This is a genomic window from Nocardioides sp., assembly GCF_035576065.1.
Lineage (GTDB): Bacteria > Actinomycetota > Actinomycetes > Propionibacteriales > Nocardioidaceae > Nocardioides.
Genome location: NZ_DATLWX010000030.1, coordinates 176323 through 195759 on the forward strand (window position 1 = coordinate 176323; position 19437 = coordinate 195759).

A 19437-nucleotide genomic window follows, 5' to 3' on the forward strand; every position below is an offset into this window, starting at 1 on the left:
CGGTCGTTGAGCCCATGTCGCTGCCGGCCACCCGCACCGGTGCGACCCGAGAGAGGAGCTCCCATGCGTCGTACCATCTCCGCCGCCGCCATGTGCGTCCTGGCCCTGGGATTCGTCGGCGTCGCCGCGCCAGCGGTCGCCGACCACACCGACCCGCGCACGCCGCTCGCGCCGACGCAGGGTGCCGTCGTCGACGGCCTCACCCGCGGTGACGGCGTGTGGAAGCACATCGCCAACTTTCCCGGCCTTGCCAGCCCGGCCCTGACCGGCGGTGGCACCGACCTGGAGTTCTTCACCCCCGCGGGCACCTCGGACGTCTACGGCACGTTCGGCACGCTCGGTCAGGACGAGGCCGGCAGCATCGGCCAGCGGATCATCAAGCTCACCGACGGCGGCCGCGTGGCTCCTCGCTGGGTCGCCGACCACGGGTCCGGCCACTGCGCGACCTCCAACACCAGCGTCACCGGCCTCCAGCACGACAGCCAGGTCACCAAGAGCAACGGCGTCACGCTGCTGACGGACACGACCGACGCCTCCGGTCGGTGCCACGACACCGGCGGTGGTGGCATCGAGATCGTCGACGTGAGCAAGATCGCCGACGCAGCGGCCAAGCCGCGGGAGGTGCACCTCGTGCGGTTCCCGGGCTTCTCGCACACCAACACCGTCGACGGGCGATACCCGAACATCATCTACAGCAGCGCCTCCGACTTCGACGGCCGCAACTGGATCGACGTGATGGACATCCGGTCGTGCTTCGGCAAGTCCTCGTGGACCCAGAGCACCCGGCGCACCGAGTGCCGCCCGCAGGTCTACCGGATCCAGATGCAGCCGGAGTGGACCCAGCAGCGCGACCAGACCACCGGACAGCTCGAGCCCGGCTCAGCGACGTGCCACGACATCACCTTCAAGGGCACCCGCCTCTACTGCGCGGCGCTCAACGCCACCGTGATCCTCGACGTGTCGAACGTCGTGAGGTCCAACGGTCGGGTCAACGGCACGGCGCTGCCCTGCACAGTCACCGATGGCACGCGTACGACCGCCAAGGTGACCGACTGCAGCAAGATGGGCCTCGACCGCACGGAGCGGCTCTCCGGCTGGAGCTTCCTGGGCACGACCAACCACCCCGGCCGTGACTGTGGTCCGGCCGGCACCGACGTCCGCACCTGCAACACCAATGTCAACGTTCGCTCCGACGAGGGTGTCGCCGTCTCGCACGAGGCCGACCCCTCCCACGACGGTCGGTTCATGTTCGTCACCGACGAGCGCGGCGGTGGGGTCGTCCCGCCCGGCTCGTCGTGTGCCCCCGGCATCGAGAACCCGATCGGCAACGGTGGCGCGCACGCCTTCGACATCAGCAACCCGGCGGCGATCGAGTATGCGACCACCCCGGCAGGCAAGAAGGCGGTCTACATCAGCGACGCGGTCGTCCCGGCCGAGACCTTCTGCGACGTGCACGTGATCGAGCACTTCCCCGACGAGCAGCGCTTCATCGCGGCCTACTACAGCCAGGGCATCAAGATCGTCGACTACTTCGTCGACGGCCAGGGTCACCTGCAGTTCGTCGAGCGTGCGTCGTACACGTTGCCCAACACCAACGTCTGGGCGGCGGAGCACTTCAAGATCCAGGACAACCCCGACGGCACGCGGACCTACTTCATCGCTGCTGACGACATCAACCGCGGCATCGACGTGCTGAGCTGGACCGGTACGCCCAACCGCATCGGCGCGCAGGCACCGGCGGGCACGGAGGCCGTGACCAACGCCAGCCTCATGGGTGCCTCAGTGCTCCTGCTCGGGGTTGCAGCCCTCTATCGCCGCCGCCGGCAGCAGCTGGTCGACGACGAGGATTGAGCCTCCGGCGCGTTTCAGACCCCGCGGTATGAATGGGTATGCGCATCTTCTTCACCGGCGGCAGCGGAAAGGCCGGCAAGCACGTCGCGCCCTACCTCGCAGAGCAGGGTCACCAGGTGACCAACGCCGACCTCGTCCCGCTCAGCCACCCGGCGGTTGCCGACCTCCGCGTCGACCTCACCGACGCGGGGGAGACGTACTCGGCGCTGGCAGGACTCGCGACCTTCGACGAGCTGGACCTTCCTGCGAAGCCGACCTATGACGCCGTGGTGCACTTCGCCGCGGTGCCGGCCATCCTTCTCAGGCCGGACGCAGCGACGTACGCCGCGAACGTCCTGAGCACCTACAACGTGCTTGAGGCCGCGACCCGTCTGGGCGTGCGCAAGATCGTGTTCGCCTCCTCGGAGACGACGTACGCCGTCTGCTTCGCCCAAGGGGAACGGCGACCGCTCTACGTGCCTGTCGACGAGGACCACCCGACCGTCCCCGAGGACTCCTACGCCATGTCGAAGGTGGCGAACGAGGTGACCGCGCGGTCGTTCCAGGCCCGCACCGGGGCAGACGTCTACGGCTTGCGGATCAACAACGTGATCGAGCCGCACGAGTACGCCGAGAACTTCCCTGCCTTCCTCGCCGACCCGTCGCTGCGCCGCCGCAACATCTTCGCCTACATCGACGTCCGCGACCTGGGTCAGATGGTGCAGCGCTGCCTGGAGGTCGACGGGTTGGGCTACGAGGTCTTCAACGTCGCCAACGCGGACATGTCCGTTGCTGCGACGACCCAGGCGATCCAGGCCCGCTTCTATGAGGGAGTGGACGTCCGTCGGGACATGGGCCGTGACGAGACCTTCTACGCCATCGACAAGGCGCGCGAGCTGGTGGGGTTTGCTCCCCGGCACTCCTGGCGCGACGTGCTGGCCGACCCTCGCTAGGGGTTGGGTCCTGCGGTGGGGTCGGGCGTCTCGTCGAGCGCGAGCGCGGCGCCATTGATGCACCAGCGCTGACCCGTGGACGCGGGACCGTCATTGAAGACGTGCCCCAGGTGGCCGCCGCAGGTGGCGCAGGTGACCTCGCGGCGCGGGAACAGCATCTTGAAGTCGGTGCGGATGAGCACAGCATCTCCAGTCGCTGAGTCCGAGAAGCTGGGCCAGCCCGTCCCGGAGTCGAACTGATCCTCCGCGCGGAACAGCTCGGCATCGCAGCCTGCGCATCGGTAGACGCCGTCCGAGTCGGGTGACGGGTGTGTGTAAGGACTGCTCCCTGGCGCTTCTGTGCCCGACCGGCGGAGCACGCGGTAGGCATCCGGTCCCAGCTTCTCGCGCCATTCGGCGTCCGTGCGCACCTCCTGGGGACCGGGCCGTGCGCGCCGCTTGAACATGTGACCAGCCTAGGGACCGCGCCCTGAGAGGATGGGGAGGGTGACTCCCCTTCATGACCCGGACCACCGCAGTTTCGCCTCCGACAACTATGCGGGTGCACACCCCGAGATCCTCGCGGCGATTGCCGAGGCCAACGGCGGGCACCAGGTGTCGTACGGCGAGGACGTGTACACCGCGCGGCTCCAGGAGGTCATGAAGGAGCACTTCGGCAGCTCGACCGAGACGTTCCCGGTGTTCAACGGCACCGGTGCCAACGTGACCGCCCTGACCAGCATGCTGCCGCGCTGGGGCGCCGTCATCACGGCGAGGACCGCTCACGTCCACACGGACGAGAACGGTGCTCCTGAGCGGATCAGCGGCCTCAAGCTCCTCACGGTCGACACGCCTGATGGCAAGCTCACGCCAGACCTCATCGATCAGGAGGCGTGGGGCTGGGGCGACGAGCACCGGGCCCAACCACTCGCTGTGAGCATCACCAACACCACCGAGCTCGGCACGCTCTACTCGGTCGAGGAGATCGCTGCGATCGCCGACCACGTCCACGCAAGGGGCATGCGTCTCCACCTGGACGGCGCGCGCATCAGCAACGCCGCTGCAGCGCTGGGGCTCACACTCGGAGAGTTCACCACCGAGGCGGGCGTCGACATCGTCAGCTTCGGCGGGACCAAGAACGGCCTCCTGTACGGCGAAGCGATCGTCGTCCTTGACCCGTCCGCATCGGACGGTCTGCTGTTCCTGCGGAAGCTCAACATGCAGCTCGCCTCAAAGATGCGGTTCGTGTCTGCGCAGCTCATCGCGCTGCTCACCGATGATCTCCACGTGCGCTCGGCCACCCACGCCAACGCGATGGCCACTCGCCTCCGTGACAACCTCGAGGGGCGTGACCTGCCCGGACTGGACTTCACCCAGGCGACCCAGGCCAATGCCGTGTTCGCCGTGCTGCCGCCCGGGGTCGCCGACCTGCTCCGCGAACGCTTCCGCTTCTACGACTGGAACGCAGCCGCCCGGGAGGTGCGGTGGATGACCGCCTTCGACACGAAGGAGGAAGACGTCGACGAGTTCGCGGAAGCCATCGCTGCTGCGCTCACCTGCTAGCGCACCTTCTCGGCGAAGATCACGACCCGCCTGCTGTAGTCATTGGTCTTGCAGCCGATGAGCACGATCTGCGGGGGTCCACCGACGGTGAAGAGGTGCTTCATCGACCGCTTGGCGGACCAGAGCTCCTTGCGCGTGACCTCGAAGGTGCAGCCGGAGACGTGGATGCGATCTCCGCGCCGCAGGCTTCCCCACCTGTCCGCCACGCCGTTGCCGGCACGCCACGCGTGGCCGGCATAGACAGTGGTACCTGTCGGGTCGCACGGCGGGTCAGCGTTTCGCCAGGTGTAGACCGTTCCTCGAAGGCGGTCACCGATCGCCAGAGATCCGCTATCGGTGAGCCCGACCTCGAGGACTTGGGCATGTACGCCGATCTTCGGGATGTCCAACCGCCCTGGGGCGGCGCCCGCCGCTCCCTGACCGGTGAAGGCCAGGAGAGCGACGGACGCCACGAGCAGAGCTAGCCGTCGGGTCATGCTCCGGTCGCGGGCAGCACCTGCGGCGGAGTCGCGCAGGACCTGTTCGTGAACCGCAGGACCCACGTGTCCTGGCCCACCACCCTGTAGTCCACGCTGGCAGCCACGGCTCGGACCTTGACGGTCCGCGTCATCGCCTTCAGCCAGGTGCCCTTACGGATGGTCTCGCCCTTGACCAGGTATCGCACTCCCTCGACCCGCTTCGCGAAGAACATGTCACCGGCGCGACCGCACTTGTCGATCTTCCTGACGTCAGCCCTGACCGCCACCGCTGCTTCTGCTGCCGCTTCTGCTGCCGCTTGGGCTGCTGCTGCTTCCGCTGCTGCTCTTGCTGCCGGACAGATCACGAAGAGCACGGCGCTCTTGGTGACTTCGTTCCCGCCGCTGGTGGTCTTGACCACGGCCTCCACCTTCAGCTTGTAGTCAAAGTCCTGAGCCACGGCAGGAGCGATCTTGCTCAGGTCCTGGGTGAGGTCGACGTCCAAGGTGCCGCTGAGGTCGGACCCTTGGGCCTCCTGGACCACCGCGGTCCGCTCCGCGAAGAGGCCCTCACCGCTGGGGGGCATCAACACGAACCGGATCGGCACCGTCCCGGCTGCCATCCCGAAGAAATCGAGGCTGAAGTCGCACCCCACCTTCACCTCGTTGGAAGGTGTCGCGTCGGTGACCTCAGTCTCGGAGATCTTGACCGTGCCTCGCGCTGAATCATGCGCAGGGTCGTGGTCGGCGTGAGCGGGAACCGCCACACCGCCGGCGAGTAGCAGTCCCGCGAGAAGCGGAGGAATCATCGTCTTGATCTTCATGGGGCCGTCCTTTGTCCGATTGTGTGGTGGGTGGGCGCAGCCAGGTGCGCTGCCTGTGGCGTGGTCACACTGACGCTAGGTACGCCTGTGGCGGCCCGCAGGTGAACATGGGCCAATACACCTTTAGGGGTGGCGGGGAGCCGCTCCAGTGAGCCGCCAGGGCCACCAGCTGTCGGGAAGCTGCCGGGGAGTGTGGAAGGTCGCGAAGCGTGGCGGAGAAAAACCCCTAGGTCGGTTGGCACCACGACCCCTACCCTCGTTCTTGGTCGAGCCAGAAGCTCGGCCAACGACGCACGTACTGAAGGGACATCGGACATGGGCAAGCACCTCATCCACGCCGTCGCGAGCCGCAATGCGGTTCGGGCGCTGGATGCTGCCCACCGCCCGTCGACCAACGGATATGAGCCCTGTTTCGATTTCAGGATTCAGCGCCCTATGGGCCAGCTGGAGCCGCCTGTGTAGGTGCCGCAACGCACCGGTACGTACCGGGCCGCTCCAGTTGAGGCGGAGTCCATGAGGTCACCACGACCCAGGACCCGCAACCTCAGGGGGCGGCCCTTCTGCATTTCTTGCACAACTCAACATCAGCGTGGAAGGCCCTACGGGCACCGGACCCGCGACCTGGCCGAGAGGCCAGCGAGCAACGTGGCACCGGGCTAACACCTCACCTGGCCGTAGGACACCTCTCCCGACTCAGACCCCGGCAATTGGGGGAGTGGGGGCGAACTCGATAGTGAACAGCATCAGGCAGGAGCCGGACCCGCACCGCGGGGAGCGGACTCCTGTCGTCGCAGCGACCCACGGCGGAGATGTCGGGGACGCCAACGCTGCGGCACATGCGTCGGTTGGGCAATTGGCTGGCCCGCCTGGCTGTAGACCAGGTCCCCTCGCGGGCTTGCAGGTTCGAGTCCTGCCCGGCGCACGCGACCAGGAGCCCGGTCCGGTGTGGGCGCCTCGCTGATAACGAGGAAGTCGGAGGTTCAAATCCTCCCTGGTCGACCAATGCGACATGGGGCTGAAGCGTTGCAGGCGGCGCGGCCGGTTGAAGCCCGGCAGGGCGAGGTTCGATCCCTCGCAGTCCCACCAGTTCCACGATGCTCGATAGCTCAGTTGGCAGAGCAGCGCCCTGTTGAGGCGACGGTCCCAGGTTCGAGTCCTGGTCGGGCAGCTCCATGCGGGTGTCGGGAGACGCCATGGGTCTCATAAGCCCGTCGGTCCGCGTTCGACTCGCGGCCTCGCAACCACCTCGCACCGTTGGCTCAGTTGGTAGAGCAGCGTCCTCTTAAGTCGAAGGTCCTCGGTTCGAGCCCGAGACGGTGTACCGCTGCCCCACGGGGTCGCCTGATGAGGACCGCACCGGCTGCGTGCGGGCGCGCGGGCGCGAAGGGACTCCCCAGCAGCCATGCCCCCTTGGTCCAACGGAGAAGGCGCCGGTCTACGGAACCGGGGATCCGGGTTCGATTCCTGGAGGGGGCGCTGTGACTGATCCACCGCACATTCGACGAGACCCTGGGAAGGAGGTGTCAGCGGTGAACACCACAACCGTGGCCCTGTCCTCGGTGATCCTCCTGAACGCCTCCTACGAGCCGCTCGGCAAGGTGTCGTTCAAGCAGGCCGTCCGCATGCTCTTCCGCGAGGTGGCGACCGTGGAGGAGGGTCACAACGACCGGATGATCGGCCCGCACCCGTGGCCCCAGGTCATCCGGCTGGTGCGCTACGTCGCCGCGAAGTGGATGTACCGTCCGGCCGGCTACACCCGGACGGGAGTGCTGAAGCGCGACCGACACCGGTGCGCCTATTGCGGCCGACGGGCCACAACGATCGACCACGTGCTCCCAGCAAGTCGTGGTGGCCCGTGGTCGTGGCTGAACACCGTCGCCGCCTGCGAGCCGTGCAACCTGCGCAAGGGCGCCCGGACACCACAGGAAGCCCGCATGCAGTTGCTCGTCCAGCCGTACGTGCCGACCCGCGCGCAGCTGGCGGCCGGCTGACAGGCGGTGCCGGCCGTTGGGCCGGCGGTTGGCCCCTTGGCCGAGAGGTTGAGGCAGCGGCTTGCAACGCCGCGTACCCCGGTTCGAGTCCGGGAGGGGCCTCGGCTGCTGTCCACTGTCAGCCCCGAAAACCCGTGGCACGCCATGTGTGTAGACCCCTACACTCTGAGGAACAAGAAAACAGTGATGGTTCGGGTGGGCCGGAGATCGTCGGTTAACGGATCCTGTTGTTGCGGGTTCGAATCCCGTCCTCGCTCGGCGAGGTAGCTCAATGGCAGAGCACATGACCCGGCGGTCACGACCATGCCCACCCGAACCTTCACGAGCCACCGCCGACGACGGCGGTGGCGGGCCGGAGCGAATCGGTTACCTCTCCCTGTCAAGGAGACCCTCGGAGGAGGGTCACCCGGGCTGACGCCTGGGCCTGTCCGGTACGCACAACACGCCCGCCACCGCCTCGTCGACTTCGAAGGAGAATGAAGATGGACGTCCTGCGCACGCTCGGCATTCGCCGTACGCCGCAATCCGAGCGAGCCGATGAGCGGCAGCACCTCAACTCGGCTGGCGGCTATGCGTTCACCATCGACGACGCGACTCGCCTGCGCCGCTTCCTGGTGCTCGGGGTCGACGGGGGCAGCTACTACGCCGCTCCGCGCGACCTCGCCCGCGACAACGCCGCGGTCGTCACCCGGATGGCGCAGGAAGATCCGGAGACCCTGGTCTCGACCATCGTCGAGGTGTCGCTGTCGGGCGCTGCGCCCAAGCAGAACCCCACGCTGTTCGCGCTGGCCCTGGCCGCGTCCTACCCGGAGTCCTCGGCGCTTGCGCTGGCTGCCCTGCCCAAGGTCGCGCGCACGGGCACGCACCTGTTCCTGTTCGCGGCCTACGTCGAGCAGTTCCGCGGGTGGGGCCGCGGTCTGCGCCGGGCCGTCGGCTCCTGGTACACCTCGCGGGAGGCCGGTGAGCTCGCCTACCAGGTCGTGAAGTATCGCCAGCGCGAAGGCTGGTCGCACCGTGACCTCCTGCGACTGGCGCACCCGGAGACCACGGTGCCCGAGGTTCGGGACGTCTTCGACTGGATCGTCCGCGGTTCGGTCGGCGAGCACACTCCGGCGCTCATCGAGGGCTTCATCCGTGCTCAGGAGGCGACTGACGTAGAGGCCTGGTCGGCGCTCGTGCGAGAGCACCGTCTGTCGTGGGAGATGCTTCCCGACGCTGCGCTCGGCGAGGTGGGCGTGTGGGACGCGCTGCTCGACGTGGGCGTGCCGCAGACCGCGCTGATGCGTCAGCTGCCCCGACTCACCCGGCTCGGCGTGCTGCCTGACCTCGGCGGCCGGACGGACGAAGTCGTGGCCCAGCTGACCGACGCGGACCGCCTGCGCGCAGGCCGGATCCACCCGGTCAACGTCCTGGTCGCTCAGCGGACGTATGCCGCGGGTCGATCGGCTCGCGGTGCAGGCGAGTGGACGCCTGCACGGAAGGTCACCGATGCGCTCGACGCCGCGTTCTACACGGCGTTCGGTGCGGTCGAACCGTCTGGCAAGCGCACCTTGCTGGCGGTCGACGTGTCCGGGTCGATGGGCGTACCCATCTCGGGAATGCCGATCACCGCCCGCGAGGCGTCAGCGGCACTCGCTCTCGTGCAGCTGGCCACGGAGCCCTTCGCGACCGCAGTCGGCTTCACCACGCGGGGCGGTCGGGGCTGGCACGACACGGCGCTTCAGCCACTCGCGATCTCCCCGCGCCAGCGGCTGGACGACGCGCTGAAGGTGGTCGACGCCATGCCGATGTCGGGCACCGACTGCGCGCTTCCCATGGTGCACGCGACCGAGAAGGGTCTCGAGGTGGACACGTTCGTGGTCTACACCGACAACGAGACGTGGGCAGGCAACATCCATCCGCACCAGGCTCTGGCCGACTACCGCCGTCGATCGGGGATCAACGCCAAGCTGATCGTGGTGGGCCTGACCGCCACCGAGTTCAGCATCGCCGATCCCGCCGACCCCGGCATGCTCGACGTGGTCGGGTTCGACGCGGCCGTGCCTTCGCTGATCACCGAGTTCGCGCGTGGGCTCTGACCCCTTGAGCGAAGTCCGGGGTCGCGCCCGGGGCGGCACCGAGACCGGTGCCGCACCGAGGCGTCGAGCGGCGCAAGGGATCTCAGACCCTCGGGCCGCTCGCGCCAAAGAGCTCCATGCGAAGGCTTTGGAGGCCGACCGGGTCGCGGCGCAGTACCGCGCCGACCGCGACCGCATCATCCACCAGCTGCGCGCCGACGATCGCCAGCGGTGGAGCTACGGAGCACTGGCGGCTGTATTGGGGTGTAGCCGCGAGCTGATAGCCCTGATCGTCAGACGCAACCGCTGATGTGTCTTGTGCCGAGGCATGGTGCGTGGTTTCGTAGCGAGCTGCCCAGTGAGTCGTGGATCTGCGAGTTCGACCGAACAAACGGAGGAGCAAGCGATGAGGTTCAGTCGAACGGCAGCCAGTGCGCTCGTCTTGGGGCTGTGCCTGTCATCCGGCGTAGCCGCAGCGGAGACCGTCGTGCGTGTGGACGAGACCGGGGACGCTCCGCGCGGCATTGACATCGACAGCGCGCGCTACTCCCATGCCAACGAGGAGGTTGCGGTAGTTGCGCGTGTGCCGGACCTGCAACGGATGGGCTCAGCATCCCTGAGCATTTCTCGCTTCGAGATCTTCGAGGCCGGTTACATCGTCAGGATCATCAAGACACGGGGGCGTCCGGCGCAGACAGCGTTGCTGTACTTCGACCACTTCGACGCTACTGAGCGGGCCTGTGACGGCGTACGTGGCCGATGGGGCCGCAGCCGAATTCGGCTTGTCGTTCCCACCGAGTGCCTCAGGGGTCACCGTACGAGCAGCCTGTTCGCTCAGTTCGGGATCAGCCACGCGGAGCGGGTGGATCACGCGCCAGCGGTCGTGCGACTGCAGAGCGACTGAGTTCTCTCCTGTCCGCCGATAGGTCAGTTCGTCCCAATCGCGCTGTTCGTCTGGGTCCGCAGGTACATGTCTTGCCCTTTCCAGCATCGCCTACCTTGTGCTTATGCGTCGACCGTGGATCTACATAGCAGTGGTGCTGACAGCCGGACTCGCCGCCGGCTCGTGGTTCGTCAGCACTGAGGAGGTAGACCCAGCAGCCACTGAGCCCAGTGCCTACGACCTCTTCCTTTGGCTCTTCGTCATGGCAGCAGTGGCCGGTGCGGTTGTGCTGTGCATCGCTGCCGAGATCGTCGTGAGGCTCGTCCGGAGACGCGACCGCAGATCCGCATGACCGCACGTGCGAACAGAGGCCTGCGCTGCCACGATGGCGTGATGGAGAAGTTCTCGCGCACGGCACTCGCCGGGTTGGCCGTAGGCGCTTCCGGCCCGGGCGCCGCGATGCTGGCGATCTGGCTTCTAGCACCCTCGCTGGTCGCCATCTCCTCCCCTGGAACCTCCGGGGGGACCGTGGAGCAAGCGGGAAATCTCTTCGTGGGGCTCGTTCTCGGAACTCTCCTGGTCTTGCCCATCGCTTACGTCGCCGGACTGGCGGCGACGTTCGCGGCTCTTCGAGGCACTGCTTGCCCCCGACCACACGTGGCGCTCCTGTTGTGCCTACTCCTGTCGGTTCCGTGGCTGGGGATGCTGTCCGTCATGGATGTGGACATCACCGCGTTCCTCGTCCTTGCGGGCATGCTGCCTGCGGGGATCCGCGTCGGCTTCGCATACCTGGAGCCGCGTCACGTCGACTATCCCGCGCAGACACCGACAGGCCACGGTTGAGATCCTGGCGACCATCGCCAGGTCGGGTGCTCGTGGTGCGCCAACAACCAATGCCGAGCCCCTCGCGTCCCAGAAGAGGCTGTCGCGTGGGACGTACTGTCCCCATGCTGCTTCCAATCGTCGGCAAGCAGCCCTACTAGGGGGAACCATGTTCCATCGGATGACCGCACTCACCTTCACCGCGCTCGTCACAGGGGTGCTGCTGACCCCACCGGCGACCGCCGTAGCGAAGGTCGAGACCTGTCAGGGCCGCCCGGCCACGATCGTTGGTTCAGGACCTGCGGTCGTCGGCACGCCTGGTGACGACGTCATCGTGTCCGGCGCATCGAAGGTGGTCAGTGCCGACGCGGGCAACGACCTGATCTGCCTGACCTACAACTCCGGTCCATCGTCATTCGAGACAGACGCCGGGGAAGGTGACGACGTCATTGACGCCTCCCAGCGAGGACCCGATGGCAGCGTTGCAAGGTTGGGCTCAGGGCGCGACCGCTACGTCGGCGGTGATGCGGTGGACTTCGTGTACGCCGACGGTCTCGACGATGAGGTCTCCACCGGGTTCGGGTACGACGAAGTGGACGTCACCGTCGTCAGCACATCGACGGGCGTGCGCGGGCACTACGACGCTGGGACTGGCCCTGAACGGGAAAAGTTCACCCTGCGAGGCGCGGCTTTTGACATTGGGCTTGACCTGGATGGGCCGGTCGTCTTCGAGGGCGTCATGGCCGCAGAGCTCGCCGGCTTCGACAAGGCCAGCCTCTACGCCCATCGCGCCGTTGTAGGAGGCAACTCTGAAAGCAACTACCTGGAAGCCTCGGGGTGTGACCTCCGCATCGACGGTGAGGTCGGCAACGACAGGCTGTTCGTCATGCACCCCTCCGGTGCCGACGACTCGCGGCCGAGGTGCGAAACGTCCGACCGCCGTACCCGCATGTCCGGTGGACGTGGGAAGGACATCATCTACGGCCGGTCCGGACCGGACCGGATTGAAGGCAACGCCGGGAATGACCGCATCCTCGGCCGAGACGCCTCGGATGTCCTGCTCGGTGGCAGTGGTGACGACTATCTGAAGGGGAACGACGGCAGGGACGTGCTGCGCGGCAACAGTGGCAACGACACGCTGCTCGGCAGCAGTGACCGCGACACCGCGGACGGAAACGCCGGTCGAGACTCCTGCACGGCCGAGACCGAACGGACCTGCGAGGTCTGACTGACCGGAAGTCTTCCCAACACCGTCTCTCAGCCCGCCTCGCGGCTCTAGCATTGCGTGTTTCCGCACGGCCGCGATCCGTCCCAACACACGGAGGTTCCCTTGCGCTGCATCCCACGCCTGCCCGTTGCGGCTTCCGCCGCGCTGATCGTGCTGACCGCTACGTTCGGTGTCCCCGGCGCGAGCCATGCGGAACCGTCGTGGCTCTCCAGTGTCACGACGGTCTGGGAGGGGCAGCTCAACGAGTCCGACCTGGTCCTCGATGCCGACGGCAACGCGGTGGTTGTCTGGTCGGCTCAGTGGGACGGCGTCTGGTCAGTCGTGGCGTCGACGCGGCCCGCCGGCGGAGATTGGAGCACGGCCAGGCGCATCTCTGAGGGTTCCAACGCGATCGAGCCCCAGGTAGCTGTTGACGGATCCGGCCGCGCGGTCGCCGTGTGGCGGGAGTGGACCGCCACTGCGAGCGTCATCCGCACGGCCACCCTCGTGGGCGGCGCCTGGACTGAGCGCCAGACCTTGTCGGCGGACGGGCAGCACGCGTTCCAGCCCCAGGTCGCCGTGTCCCCGCACGGGGCGGTGGCCGTCGCGTGGACGCGCAACGACGGCAGCCCCATGAGCACCAGCGTGGCCCAGGTCGCCGTCGGGGTGGTCGGCGAAACCTGGAAGACGACTACCTTGAGCGGTGCCGGCGCGGCCGGCGCCCGTGTCGGAGTCGCGGACGACGGTGCTGCTGTCGCAGTGTGGCAGCAGGGCGATGATGTGGTCACGGCGTCCGGGACGGCTCGCGGCCAGTGGTCGAAGCCCGAACAGTTGTCCACCCGACCGGACTCCCTGAGCCCCTCGGTCGCTGTCTCCCCCTCGGGCGAAGCGGTTGTGGTGTGGATGGCGTCGGGTTTCCGGGACAATCTGCCCGGGATCCAGTCGGCGAGCAGGAGTGCGGGTGGGGCTTGGACGACGGCTCAGGACCTCACTGCGCCTGGCTTTTCCGCCTGGGAGGTCGACCTCGGCGTGGACGCTAACGGCGATGCCGTAGCGGCTTGGACGGTGAATCCCCCGGGTGCACCCAGGGTGGTCCAGGCCGGGCGACGCGGGTCTGATGGCCGGTGGACGATCGCGACCGTCTCGGACCCGGCGACCCATGCCTCCGGTGCCCAGGTCGGCTTCGGGTCAGGGCAGACAAGCGCCGTACTGTGGACCGCGTCCACGGACCCGACGTCGGCAGGAGGGTTGTGGGTCTCGACTGCATCACAGGATGCTCGGTGGGCGGCTCCGACCCGTATCACCGACGACTCCGAGGCCGCGTCACCCGGAGATCTCGCGGTGGATCGGGACGGCAACGCCCTGGTGGTGTGGCGGGGTGGGGGCGCTGCTCCCGCACTGCGCTCCCGTGCTTTCGACGGGGTCGGACCGGTGATCACGCCCGTTGTGGACACCATCGGGCTCCCCGGGGCCAGACTCCAGTACGCAGTGAAGGCCCGCGATGCCTGGTCGGACGTTGCCAGCGTGCAGTGGACCTTCGCCGACGGCACCCGGTCGCACGGGACCCGCGCCACCCACCGCTACAAGCGTCCGGGCGTGTACGGCGTACGGGTCCGCGCGACGGACAGCGTGGGCAACACCACGACCACGACACTGAACGCTGTGGTCGCCGACCGGCGACCCGCGATCGAGCGGCTTCGCCTTACCCGGGCCTCAGCCCGCATCCGGCTCTCTGCGCCGGCGAGCGTGGAGCTGCGCGTCGTAGACCGCCGCACTCGAAGGGTCGTCGAATCAGTGGTCTTCGCGCGACGTGCGGGCACCTCCGCGGTGCCGTTGCCAGACGTTGCGCGCGGTCGCTACGCGGTCAAGGTGTCGGCGCGGAATGCGCTGGGCAAGGACCGCGAAGAAGCGCTCCTCGTCGTTCGACGCTGAGGCCTTCCGGCATCGGTTTGGTTTGCCCATGCGAGGTCACTGCAAGACCGCCACACGACACCGGCGGTCAGCCGACGAAGGAGAGGCTCACTTTACACTTGATACACTCGTGTAAAAGGTCGCGTTCGACGGTCGGATCACACGAGGTGCGCTGCGCGCCGACAGGAGGAACTCATGAAGAACGTTCCGATCGTCGTCGTAGGTGCGTCCCTGGCCGGGCTCCGGGCAGTGGAGGGGTGCCGCAGGGCGGGCTACGCCGGCCCGCTGACTCTGGTCGGAGCTGAGGAGCACCTGCCCTACGACCGACCGCCGCTGTCCAAGGCCTTCCTGGATGCCGGACATGACAGGCCCGCCGAGTCCACCTTCCGCTCCGAGGACGAGATCCACGAGCTCGACGTCGACCTGCGGCTCGGTCAACTGGCCACCCGCTTGGACATCGAGGCGTGCGCGATCGTCGTCGGTGAGGAGAGCCTGCCGTACAGCAGTCTCATCATCGCGACGGGAGCACATGCGCGGGCGCTGCCGGGTGAGGCGCTGCCTGGTGTGCACACGTTGAGGACCGTGGATGACGCCCGACGGATCCGGGAAGCCCTGGACGCCGGTGCGCGCACGGTCGTCGTCGGCGGTGGCTTCATCGGATCGGAGGTCGCCTCCGCCGCTCGCAAGCGAGGCGTCGATGTCACGATCGTGGAGGCCGCCGACACCCCCTTGGTCCACGCCGTCGGAAGCGAGATGGCGCAGGTGTGCGCCCGCCTCCACGCACGACATGACACGCGGCTTCTCTGCGGTGTGGGCGTGAGTGCCCTGGAGGGAGCCGGTCGGGTCCAGCGGGTGGTGCTCTCCGACAACACGTCCCTCGAGGCCGACCTCGTCGTGGTCGGCATCGGAGCCGCACCCGCCACCGGCTGGCTGGAGGACTCCGGACTCGACCTCGATGACGGCATCGTCTGTGACGAGACGCTGCGCACCAGTGCTCCGAACGTCTACGCCGCCGGCGATGTCGCCCGCTGGCACAACCCGCTGTTCGAACGGCGCATGCGACTCGAGCACTGGACCTCAGCCGCCGAGCAGGGCGCCTTCGCGGCACGCAACGCCCTCGAGCCTGACTCGGCGAAGCCGTTCGAGACGGTCCCGTACTTCTGGTCCGACTGGTACTCCCAGAGGCTGCAGATGGTCGGCATCGGTGACGCCGACGAGGTGCGGCTCCTCGGCGACCCGGACGCCGACAGCTGGATCGCCCTCTACCGGCTGGACGACCGGCTCGTCGGTGCGCTCTCGCTCAACCGCCCGGGAAGGATCATGAAGTACCGAGCTCTCATCAGCAGGCGGGCCGCATGGGATGAGGCCCTCGAGTTCGCGCACGCGTAATTTTGTCAACCTATGAAGGAGTGCCCTCATGAAGGTCTCAGCCGATCTCAACAAGTGCGAAGGTCTCGGCATGTGTGAGGCGATGGCCCCCGACGTCTTCGAGGTCCAGGACGAGGGGCAGGTCGTCGTGCTCGACCCCAGTCCCGCTGGGGTGGACCCCCAGGAGCTGCGAGCCGCCGTCGACGCCTGCCCCGTGAGCGCCCTGAGCCTGCAGGACTAGACGCTGGCTGTTGCCGCTTCCCTCACCGGCAGGTGGTCCTCCGGGTGCCCCTCCACGTGCAGCTCGGGAAGGAGCCGGCCGAGCCAGGCGGGCATCCACCAGTTGGCGTTGCCGAGCAGGTGCATCACCGCCGGGACGAGCAGCAGGCGCACCACCGTCGCGTCGATGAAGATCGCGGCAGCCATGCCCACTCCGATCATCTTCAGGACCACGTCGGGTGAGGGGACGAAGGCCGCGAACACCGCCACCATGATCGCCGCCGCGGCAGTGATCACCCGGCCGGTGCTGGCCAGGCCGCCGAGGATGGCCTGCTCGTTGCTGCGGGTGCGCAGCCAGACCTCGCGCATCCGGCTGACGAGGAAGACCTCGTAGTCCATCGACAGCCCGAAGAGCACCGCGAACATCAGCACCGGCACGAACGCCGGCAGCGGTGTGGGGGTGTCGATGCCGATGAGCTGACCGGCCCAGCCGCCCTGGAGGACGAGTGCCACGACGCCGTACGCCGCAGCAACCGACAGCAGGTTCATCACGGCCGCCTTCACTGCGACCGCGATCGAGCGGAACGACGCCACCAGGAGCAGCATCGACAGCAGCACCACGCCACCGATCAGCAGCGGGAGTCGCTTGGCGATGTTGTCGGAGCTGTCGATCGAGGTGGCCGTGACGCCGCCGACATGGACGGTCACGTCCGTGCCGTCGGTCGCGCCGGGCAGGGTCTCGTCGCGCAAGGTGTTGACCAGGTCGACGGTCTCGGCGTCCTGGGGTCCCGTCGTGGGGATCACGGTGATGACGGCCGTGTCGCCCTCGGGGTTGAGGCTCGCCGGCGCGACGCCGGCCACTCCCTCGGTCGCGGCGACGGCGGCCGAGATCTGGTCGAGGGCACTGGTCGCCGTACCGTCCGGGACCTCGGCCACGAGGACGAGCGGGCCGTTCATGCCGGGGCCGAAACCGTCAGCCATCGTGTCGTAGGCCTGGCGGCTGCTGGTCTCCTCGCGGTTGTTGCCGGCGTCGGGGAAGCCGAAGCGGACGTCGAGGAACGGCAGTGCGAGCGCCAGCAGGACGGCCACTCCGACGAGCGCAGCCACGATGCGGTGGCGGTCGACGAGACGGCTCCAGCTCATCCAGGCCCGCGACGGCTCGACGTGACCGCCTTCGGCGACGACGACGGTGTGTCCGCGGCCGATCGGCAGGCGCAGCCGGTCGACGTGCTTGCCGAGGTAACCCAGGAGGGCGGGGAACAGGGTCACGCTGGCGAGCATCACCACCAGCACGCTGAGGATGGTCACGACGGCCGCGCCGCGCATGAACGACAGGCCCATGGCGAAGAGGCCGAGCATGCTGATGACCACGGTGGTGCCGGCGACCATCACCGAGCGGCCCGCGGTGTCGAGGGTCGCGACCGTGGCGGCCTCGGGGTCGAGGCCGGCAGCCCGCCACTCGCGGAAGCGGGTGACCATGAGCAGCGCGTAGTCGATGCCGATGCCGATCCCCATCATCGTGGCGAGTGAGGTCGACCAGTCGGGCGCGTCGACGAAGGAGATGACGACGGTGGTGAGCGTGCTGCTCACGGCGAGTCCGGCGACCGCCACGAGGATCGGGAGCCCGGCCGCGACGACCGAGCCGAACATGATCAGCAGGATGATCGCTGCTGCGATGATGCCGACGCCCTCGGAGCCGATCTCGCCCTGCTCGGCCTGCACGATGCTCTCCCCGCCCAGGCCGACCTCGAAGTCGGCGCTCGAGGCGTCGTCGGCGATCTCGAGCAGCTGCTCGCTGGCGGCGTGCGGCATGTCGACGGGGTTCTCCACGTCGAGGCGCAGCTGTGCCACCAGCGTCGTGCCGTCCTGGCTGATGCTGCCCGGGGACTGGAAGGGATCGGAAGCCGCCTCGACGTGAGCGACCGAGCCGAGCTCGGCGAGCAGGTCCTGGACCGCCTGTTGTTGGTTCTGTACGCCGCCGTCGGCACGCACGACGACGTCGACCGTTGCACCCGCCTGGGACGGGAACCGGTCCTCGAGGAGGGTCTGCGCCTCCTTGGAGTCGGAGCCAGGGGCGGAGTAGTCGGCCTTGAAGTCACCGCCCATCGACATCGAGAGCACGACGGCGATGGCCAGCGCGGCCAGCCAGGCGAGCACGGTCTTGCCGCGGTGGCGGAAGGTGACTCGAGCGAGTCGGCCGAGCGGGCCGACCCGCGCGGGCGGACGGGTGGGGGCGAGCGGGCGCTCGGGGGACAAGGTGGTCATCGTGATGCTCCTTCGGAGGCGTGATGCCTCATAACGAACACTATGGGAGATCACTTGTCAAGTGGCATTACCTGTGTGAAGATGCATAACGCGTTCCAGTTCCGCCCACCTAGTCCCTCTCGGGGAGGAGACCACCGTGACCGTCGCCCCGACTCGCCGCGAGCGTCAGCGCGCGGCCACCGTGGAGGAGATCAAGGACGTCGCTCGCGGGCTGATGCGCAAGCAGGGCACCGTCGACGTCCGGTTCACCGACATCGCCAAGGAAATGGGGATGACCCCGCCGGCGCTGTACCGCTACTTCGCCGACCGTGACGAGCTGCTGACCGAGCTGATCGCCGAGGCCTACCGCGAGCTGGGTCGCGAGGTCGCCGAGGCCCGCGAGCAGTGCGATCCCGACGACATCGGGGGCAGGTGGATCGCGGTCGGGACGGCGTACCGCAACTGGGCGCGCCGCGAGTCCGAGCAGTTCGCCCTGATCCTGGGGATGCCCGTGCCCGGTTACGTCGCCCCGGAGGACGGGCCGACCACGGATGCCGCCAAGGACGCGATGGGGCAGCTGTCGCTGCTCTTCATCCGCGCCGCAGAGCTGGGCGTGCTCCGGGAGCCGCTCGTCCGCGACGTCTCCGACGAGATGGCCGCCTGCGCCGCCGAGAAGCACCCCGAGCTCGGCGGCCTGGTGCCGCCCGAGAGCTTCCAGGCCATGATGCAGGCTTGGGCGACCCTGCACGGATTCACCTGCCTCGACGCCTATGGCCAGTTCCACTGGATGAGCGACGAGGCCCGCGAAGCGTTGTTCGTCAGCACCCTGCGCTCAGCCGCCCTGGCGGCGGGGATCCCGATCGACTGATCGTGGAGCGGCATTGACCCGGCTGTAGGCGGTATGCCGAAACTGTCACCCGTTCAGCTGACCCGGGCTAGGGTTCGGCGGCCCCACCTTCGCGTTTGACTCTAGGAGCATTTCCTGTGCGTCCGAAACATGTTTCCGTGCTGGGCTTGTTGCTCGCCGTGTGTCTCGTTGCAAGCGGTATGTCGACCGCTGCTCTCGCAGGAACGAACGCTCCCGTTGAAACGGTGAAGATTGGTTCACCGTTGGTCGAGTCCAAGCCGAAG

Annotated in this window: 18 protein-coding genes and 7 tRNA genes; 21 read left to right on the plus strand and 4 right to left on the minus strand. The window is 67.9% G+C overall.

Annotated features, from left to right (window positions below):
- Positions 1-63 precede the first annotated feature (63 nt).
- Both VNJ48_RS14695 and VNJ48_RS14700 read left to right on the plus strand, forming a co-directional pair.
- The gene (locus tag VNJ48_RS14695; protein ID WP_325603372.1) at positions 64-1851 is read left to right on the plus strand and encodes a hypothetical protein; all 1788 of its coding nucleotides are present in this window, start codon (positions 64-66) and stop codon (positions 1849-1851) included.
- Between the two features lie 38 nt (positions 1852-1889).
- Complete coding sequence (locus VNJ48_RS14700; RefSeq protein WP_325603374.1) at positions 1890-2783, plus strand: NAD(P)-dependent oxidoreductase; 894 nt, start codon at positions 1890-1892, stop codon at positions 2781-2783.
- On the opposite strand, the gene msrB is transcribed toward VNJ48_RS14700, so the two are convergent.
- The gene (gene msrB / locus VNJ48_RS14705) at positions 2780-3229 is read right to left on the minus strand and encodes a peptide-methionine (R)-S-oxide reductase MsrB (protein ID WP_325603376.1); all 450 of its coding nucleotides are present in this window, start codon (positions 3227-3229) and stop codon (positions 2780-2782) included. The two genes, VNJ48_RS14700 and msrB, sit on opposite strands and share 4 nt — an antisense overlap.
- Positions 3230-3269: 40 nt before the next feature.
- Here msrB and VNJ48_RS14710 point away from each other — a divergent pair, with 40 nt between their 5' ends.
- Positions 3270-4325, plus strand: coding sequence for a low specificity L-threonine aldolase (locus VNJ48_RS14710; RefSeq protein WP_325603378.1), 1056 nt, complete (start codon positions 3270-3272; stop codon positions 4323-4325).
- Here the strand turns inward: VNJ48_RS14710 and VNJ48_RS14715 are convergent.
- Positions 4322-4801, minus strand: coding sequence for a class F sortase (locus tag VNJ48_RS14715; RefSeq protein WP_325603380.1), 480 nt, complete (start codon positions 4799-4801; stop codon positions 4322-4324). The two genes, VNJ48_RS14710 and VNJ48_RS14715, sit on opposite strands and share 4 nt — an antisense overlap.
- Positions 4798-5604: a hypothetical protein gene (locus VNJ48_RS14720; RefSeq protein ID WP_325603382.1), complete on the minus strand. Its 807-nt coding sequence runs from the start codon at positions 5602-5604 to the stop codon at positions 4798-4800. Before VNJ48_RS14720 ends, VNJ48_RS14715 begins: the two co-directional genes overlap by 4 nt.
- An 838-nt stretch (positions 5605-6442) precedes the next feature.
- On the opposite strand from VNJ48_RS14720, the gene VNJ48_RS14725 reads away from it, so the two are divergent.
- The 17 genes from VNJ48_RS14725 to VNJ48_RS14805 all read left to right on the plus strand — a co-directional run bounded on the left by VNJ48_RS14725 (position 6443) and on the right by VNJ48_RS14805 (position 16084).
- Positions 6443-6526 (plus strand) — tRNA-Tyr (locus tag VNJ48_RS14725).
- 2 nt (positions 6527-6528) lie between these two features.
- Positions 6529-6606, plus strand: a tRNA-Ile gene (locus tag VNJ48_RS14730).
- A 9-nt stretch (positions 6607-6615) separates the two neighbouring features.
- A tRNA-Phe gene (locus tag VNJ48_RS14735) sits at positions 6616-6690 on the plus strand.
- Positions 6691-6699: 9 nt separating this feature from the next.
- A tRNA-Asn gene (locus VNJ48_RS14740) sits at positions 6700-6772 on the plus strand.
- 80 nt (positions 6773-6852) lie between these two features.
- A tRNA-Lys gene (locus VNJ48_RS14745) sits at positions 6853-6925 on the plus strand.
- 83 nt (positions 6926-7008) lie between these two features.
- A tRNA-Arg gene (locus VNJ48_RS14750) sits at positions 7009-7080 on the plus strand.
- 53 nt (positions 7081-7133) lie between these two features.
- Positions 7134-7595 carry an HNH endonuclease gene (locus VNJ48_RS14755; RefSeq protein ID WP_325603384.1) on the plus strand — a complete coding sequence of 154 codons (462 nt, stop codon included), beginning with the start codon at positions 7134-7136 and terminating at the stop codon, positions 7593-7595.
- 30 nt (positions 7596-7625) lie between these two features.
- Positions 7626-7697, plus strand: a tRNA-Cys gene (locus tag VNJ48_RS14760).
- Between the two features lie 380 nt (positions 7698-8077).
- A complete protein-coding gene (locus tag VNJ48_RS14765; RefSeq protein ID WP_325603386.1) occupies positions 8078-9673 on the plus strand; it encodes a TROVE domain-containing protein in 1596 nt (531 codons plus the stop codon).
- A gap of 4 nt (positions 9674-9677) precedes the next feature.
- Positions 9678-9962, plus strand: coding sequence for a hypothetical protein (locus VNJ48_RS14770; protein WP_325603388.1), 285 nt, complete (start codon positions 9678-9680; stop codon positions 9960-9962).
- A gap of 183 nt (positions 9963-10145) precedes the next feature.
- The gene (locus tag VNJ48_RS14775; protein ID WP_325603390.1) at positions 10146-10556 is read left to right on the plus strand and encodes a hypothetical protein; all 411 of its coding nucleotides are present in this window, start codon (positions 10146-10148) and stop codon (positions 10554-10556) included.
- 103 nt (positions 10557-10659) lie between these two features.
- Positions 10660-10887: a hypothetical protein gene (locus VNJ48_RS14780; RefSeq protein ID WP_325603392.1), complete on the plus strand. Its 228-nt coding sequence runs from the start codon at positions 10660-10662 to the stop codon at positions 10885-10887.
- Positions 10888-10928: 41 nt separating this feature from the next.
- Positions 10929-11378: a hypothetical protein gene (locus VNJ48_RS14785; protein WP_325603394.1), complete on the plus strand. Its 450-nt coding sequence runs from the start codon at positions 10929-10931 to the stop codon at positions 11376-11378.
- Positions 11379-11538: 160 nt separating this feature from the next.
- The gene (locus VNJ48_RS14790) at positions 11539-12585 is read left to right on the plus strand and encodes a calcium-binding protein (protein ID WP_325603396.1); all 1047 of its coding nucleotides are present in this window, start codon (positions 11539-11541) and stop codon (positions 12583-12585) included.
- A 102-nt stretch (positions 12586-12687) separates the two neighbouring features.
- The gene (locus VNJ48_RS14795) at positions 12688-14496 is read left to right on the plus strand and encodes a PKD domain-containing protein (protein WP_325603398.1); all 1809 of its coding nucleotides are present in this window, start codon (positions 12688-12690) and stop codon (positions 14494-14496) included.
- A gap of 174 nt (positions 14497-14670) precedes the next feature.
- Positions 14671-15864 (plus strand): NAD(P)/FAD-dependent oxidoreductase, encoded by a 1194-nt coding sequence (locus VNJ48_RS14800; protein ID WP_325603400.1) that lies wholly within the window; start codon positions 14671-14673, stop codon positions 15862-15864.
- Positions 15865-15892: 28 nt separating this feature from the next.
- The gene (locus VNJ48_RS14805; protein WP_325603401.1) at positions 15893-16084 is read left to right on the plus strand and encodes a ferredoxin; all 192 of its coding nucleotides are present in this window, start codon (positions 15893-15895) and stop codon (positions 16082-16084) included.
- Here the strand turns inward: VNJ48_RS14805 and VNJ48_RS14810 are convergent.
- Positions 16081-18327, minus strand: coding sequence for an MMPL family transporter (locus tag VNJ48_RS14810; RefSeq protein ID WP_325603403.1), 2247 nt, complete (start codon positions 18325-18327; stop codon positions 16081-16083). The two genes, VNJ48_RS14805 and VNJ48_RS14810, sit on opposite strands and share 4 nt — an antisense overlap.
- A gap of 136 nt (positions 18328-18463) precedes the next feature.
- Here VNJ48_RS14810 and VNJ48_RS14815 point away from each other — a divergent pair, with 136 nt between their 5' ends.
- Positions 18464-19174, plus strand: a complete 711-nt coding sequence (locus VNJ48_RS14815) for a TetR/AcrR family transcriptional regulator (RefSeq protein WP_325603404.1) — start codon at positions 18464-18466, stop codon at positions 19172-19174.
- The last annotated feature ends 263 nt before the right edge of the window (positions 19175-19437 follow it).

Bases quoted from the DNA above. Each gene is read 5' to 3' on its own strand.
- VNJ48_RS14695 (WP_325603372.1), top strand. From the start codon at position 64: ATGCGTCGTACCATCTCCGCCGCCGCCATGTGCGTCCTGGCCCTGGGA.
- VNJ48_RS14700 (WP_325603374.1), top strand. From the start codon at position 1,890: ATGCGCATCTTCTTCACCGGCGGCAGCGGAAAGGCCGGCAAGCACGTC.
- msrB (WP_325603376.1), bottom strand. From the start codon at position 3,229: ATGTTCAAGCGGCGCGCACGGCCCGGTCCCCAGGAGGTGCGCACGGAC.
- VNJ48_RS14715 (WP_325603380.1), bottom strand. From the start codon at position 4,801: ATGACCCGACGGCTAGCTCTGCTCGTGGCGTCCGTCGCTCTCCTGGCC.
- VNJ48_RS14720 (WP_325603382.1), bottom strand. From the start codon at position 5,604: ATGAAGATCAAGACGATGATTCCTCCGCTTCTCGCGGGACTGCTACTC.
- VNJ48_RS14765 (WP_325603386.1), top strand. From the start codon at position 8,078: ATGGACGTCCTGCGCACGCTCGGCATTCGCCGTACGCCGCAATCCGAG.
- VNJ48_RS14780 (WP_325603392.1), top strand. From the start codon at position 10,660: ATGCGTCGACCGTGGATCTACATAGCAGTGGTGCTGACAGCCGGACTC.
- VNJ48_RS14785 (WP_325603394.1), top strand. From the start codon at position 10,929: ATGGAGAAGTTCTCGCGCACGGCACTCGCCGGGTTGGCCGTAGGCGCT.
- VNJ48_RS14790 (WP_325603396.1), top strand. From the start codon at position 11,539: ATGACCGCACTCACCTTCACCGCGCTCGTCACAGGGGTGCTGCTGACC.
- VNJ48_RS14800 (WP_325603400.1), top strand. From the start codon at position 14,671: ATGAAGAACGTTCCGATCGTCGTCGTAGGTGCGTCCCTGGCCGGGCTC.
- VNJ48_RS14805 (WP_325603401.1), top strand. From the start codon at position 15,893: ATGAAGGTCTCAGCCGATCTCAACAAGTGCGAAGGTCTCGGCATGTGT.
- VNJ48_RS14810 (WP_325603403.1), bottom strand. From the start codon at position 18,327: ATGACCACCTTGTCCCCCGAGCGCCCGCTCGCCCCCACCCGTCCGCCC.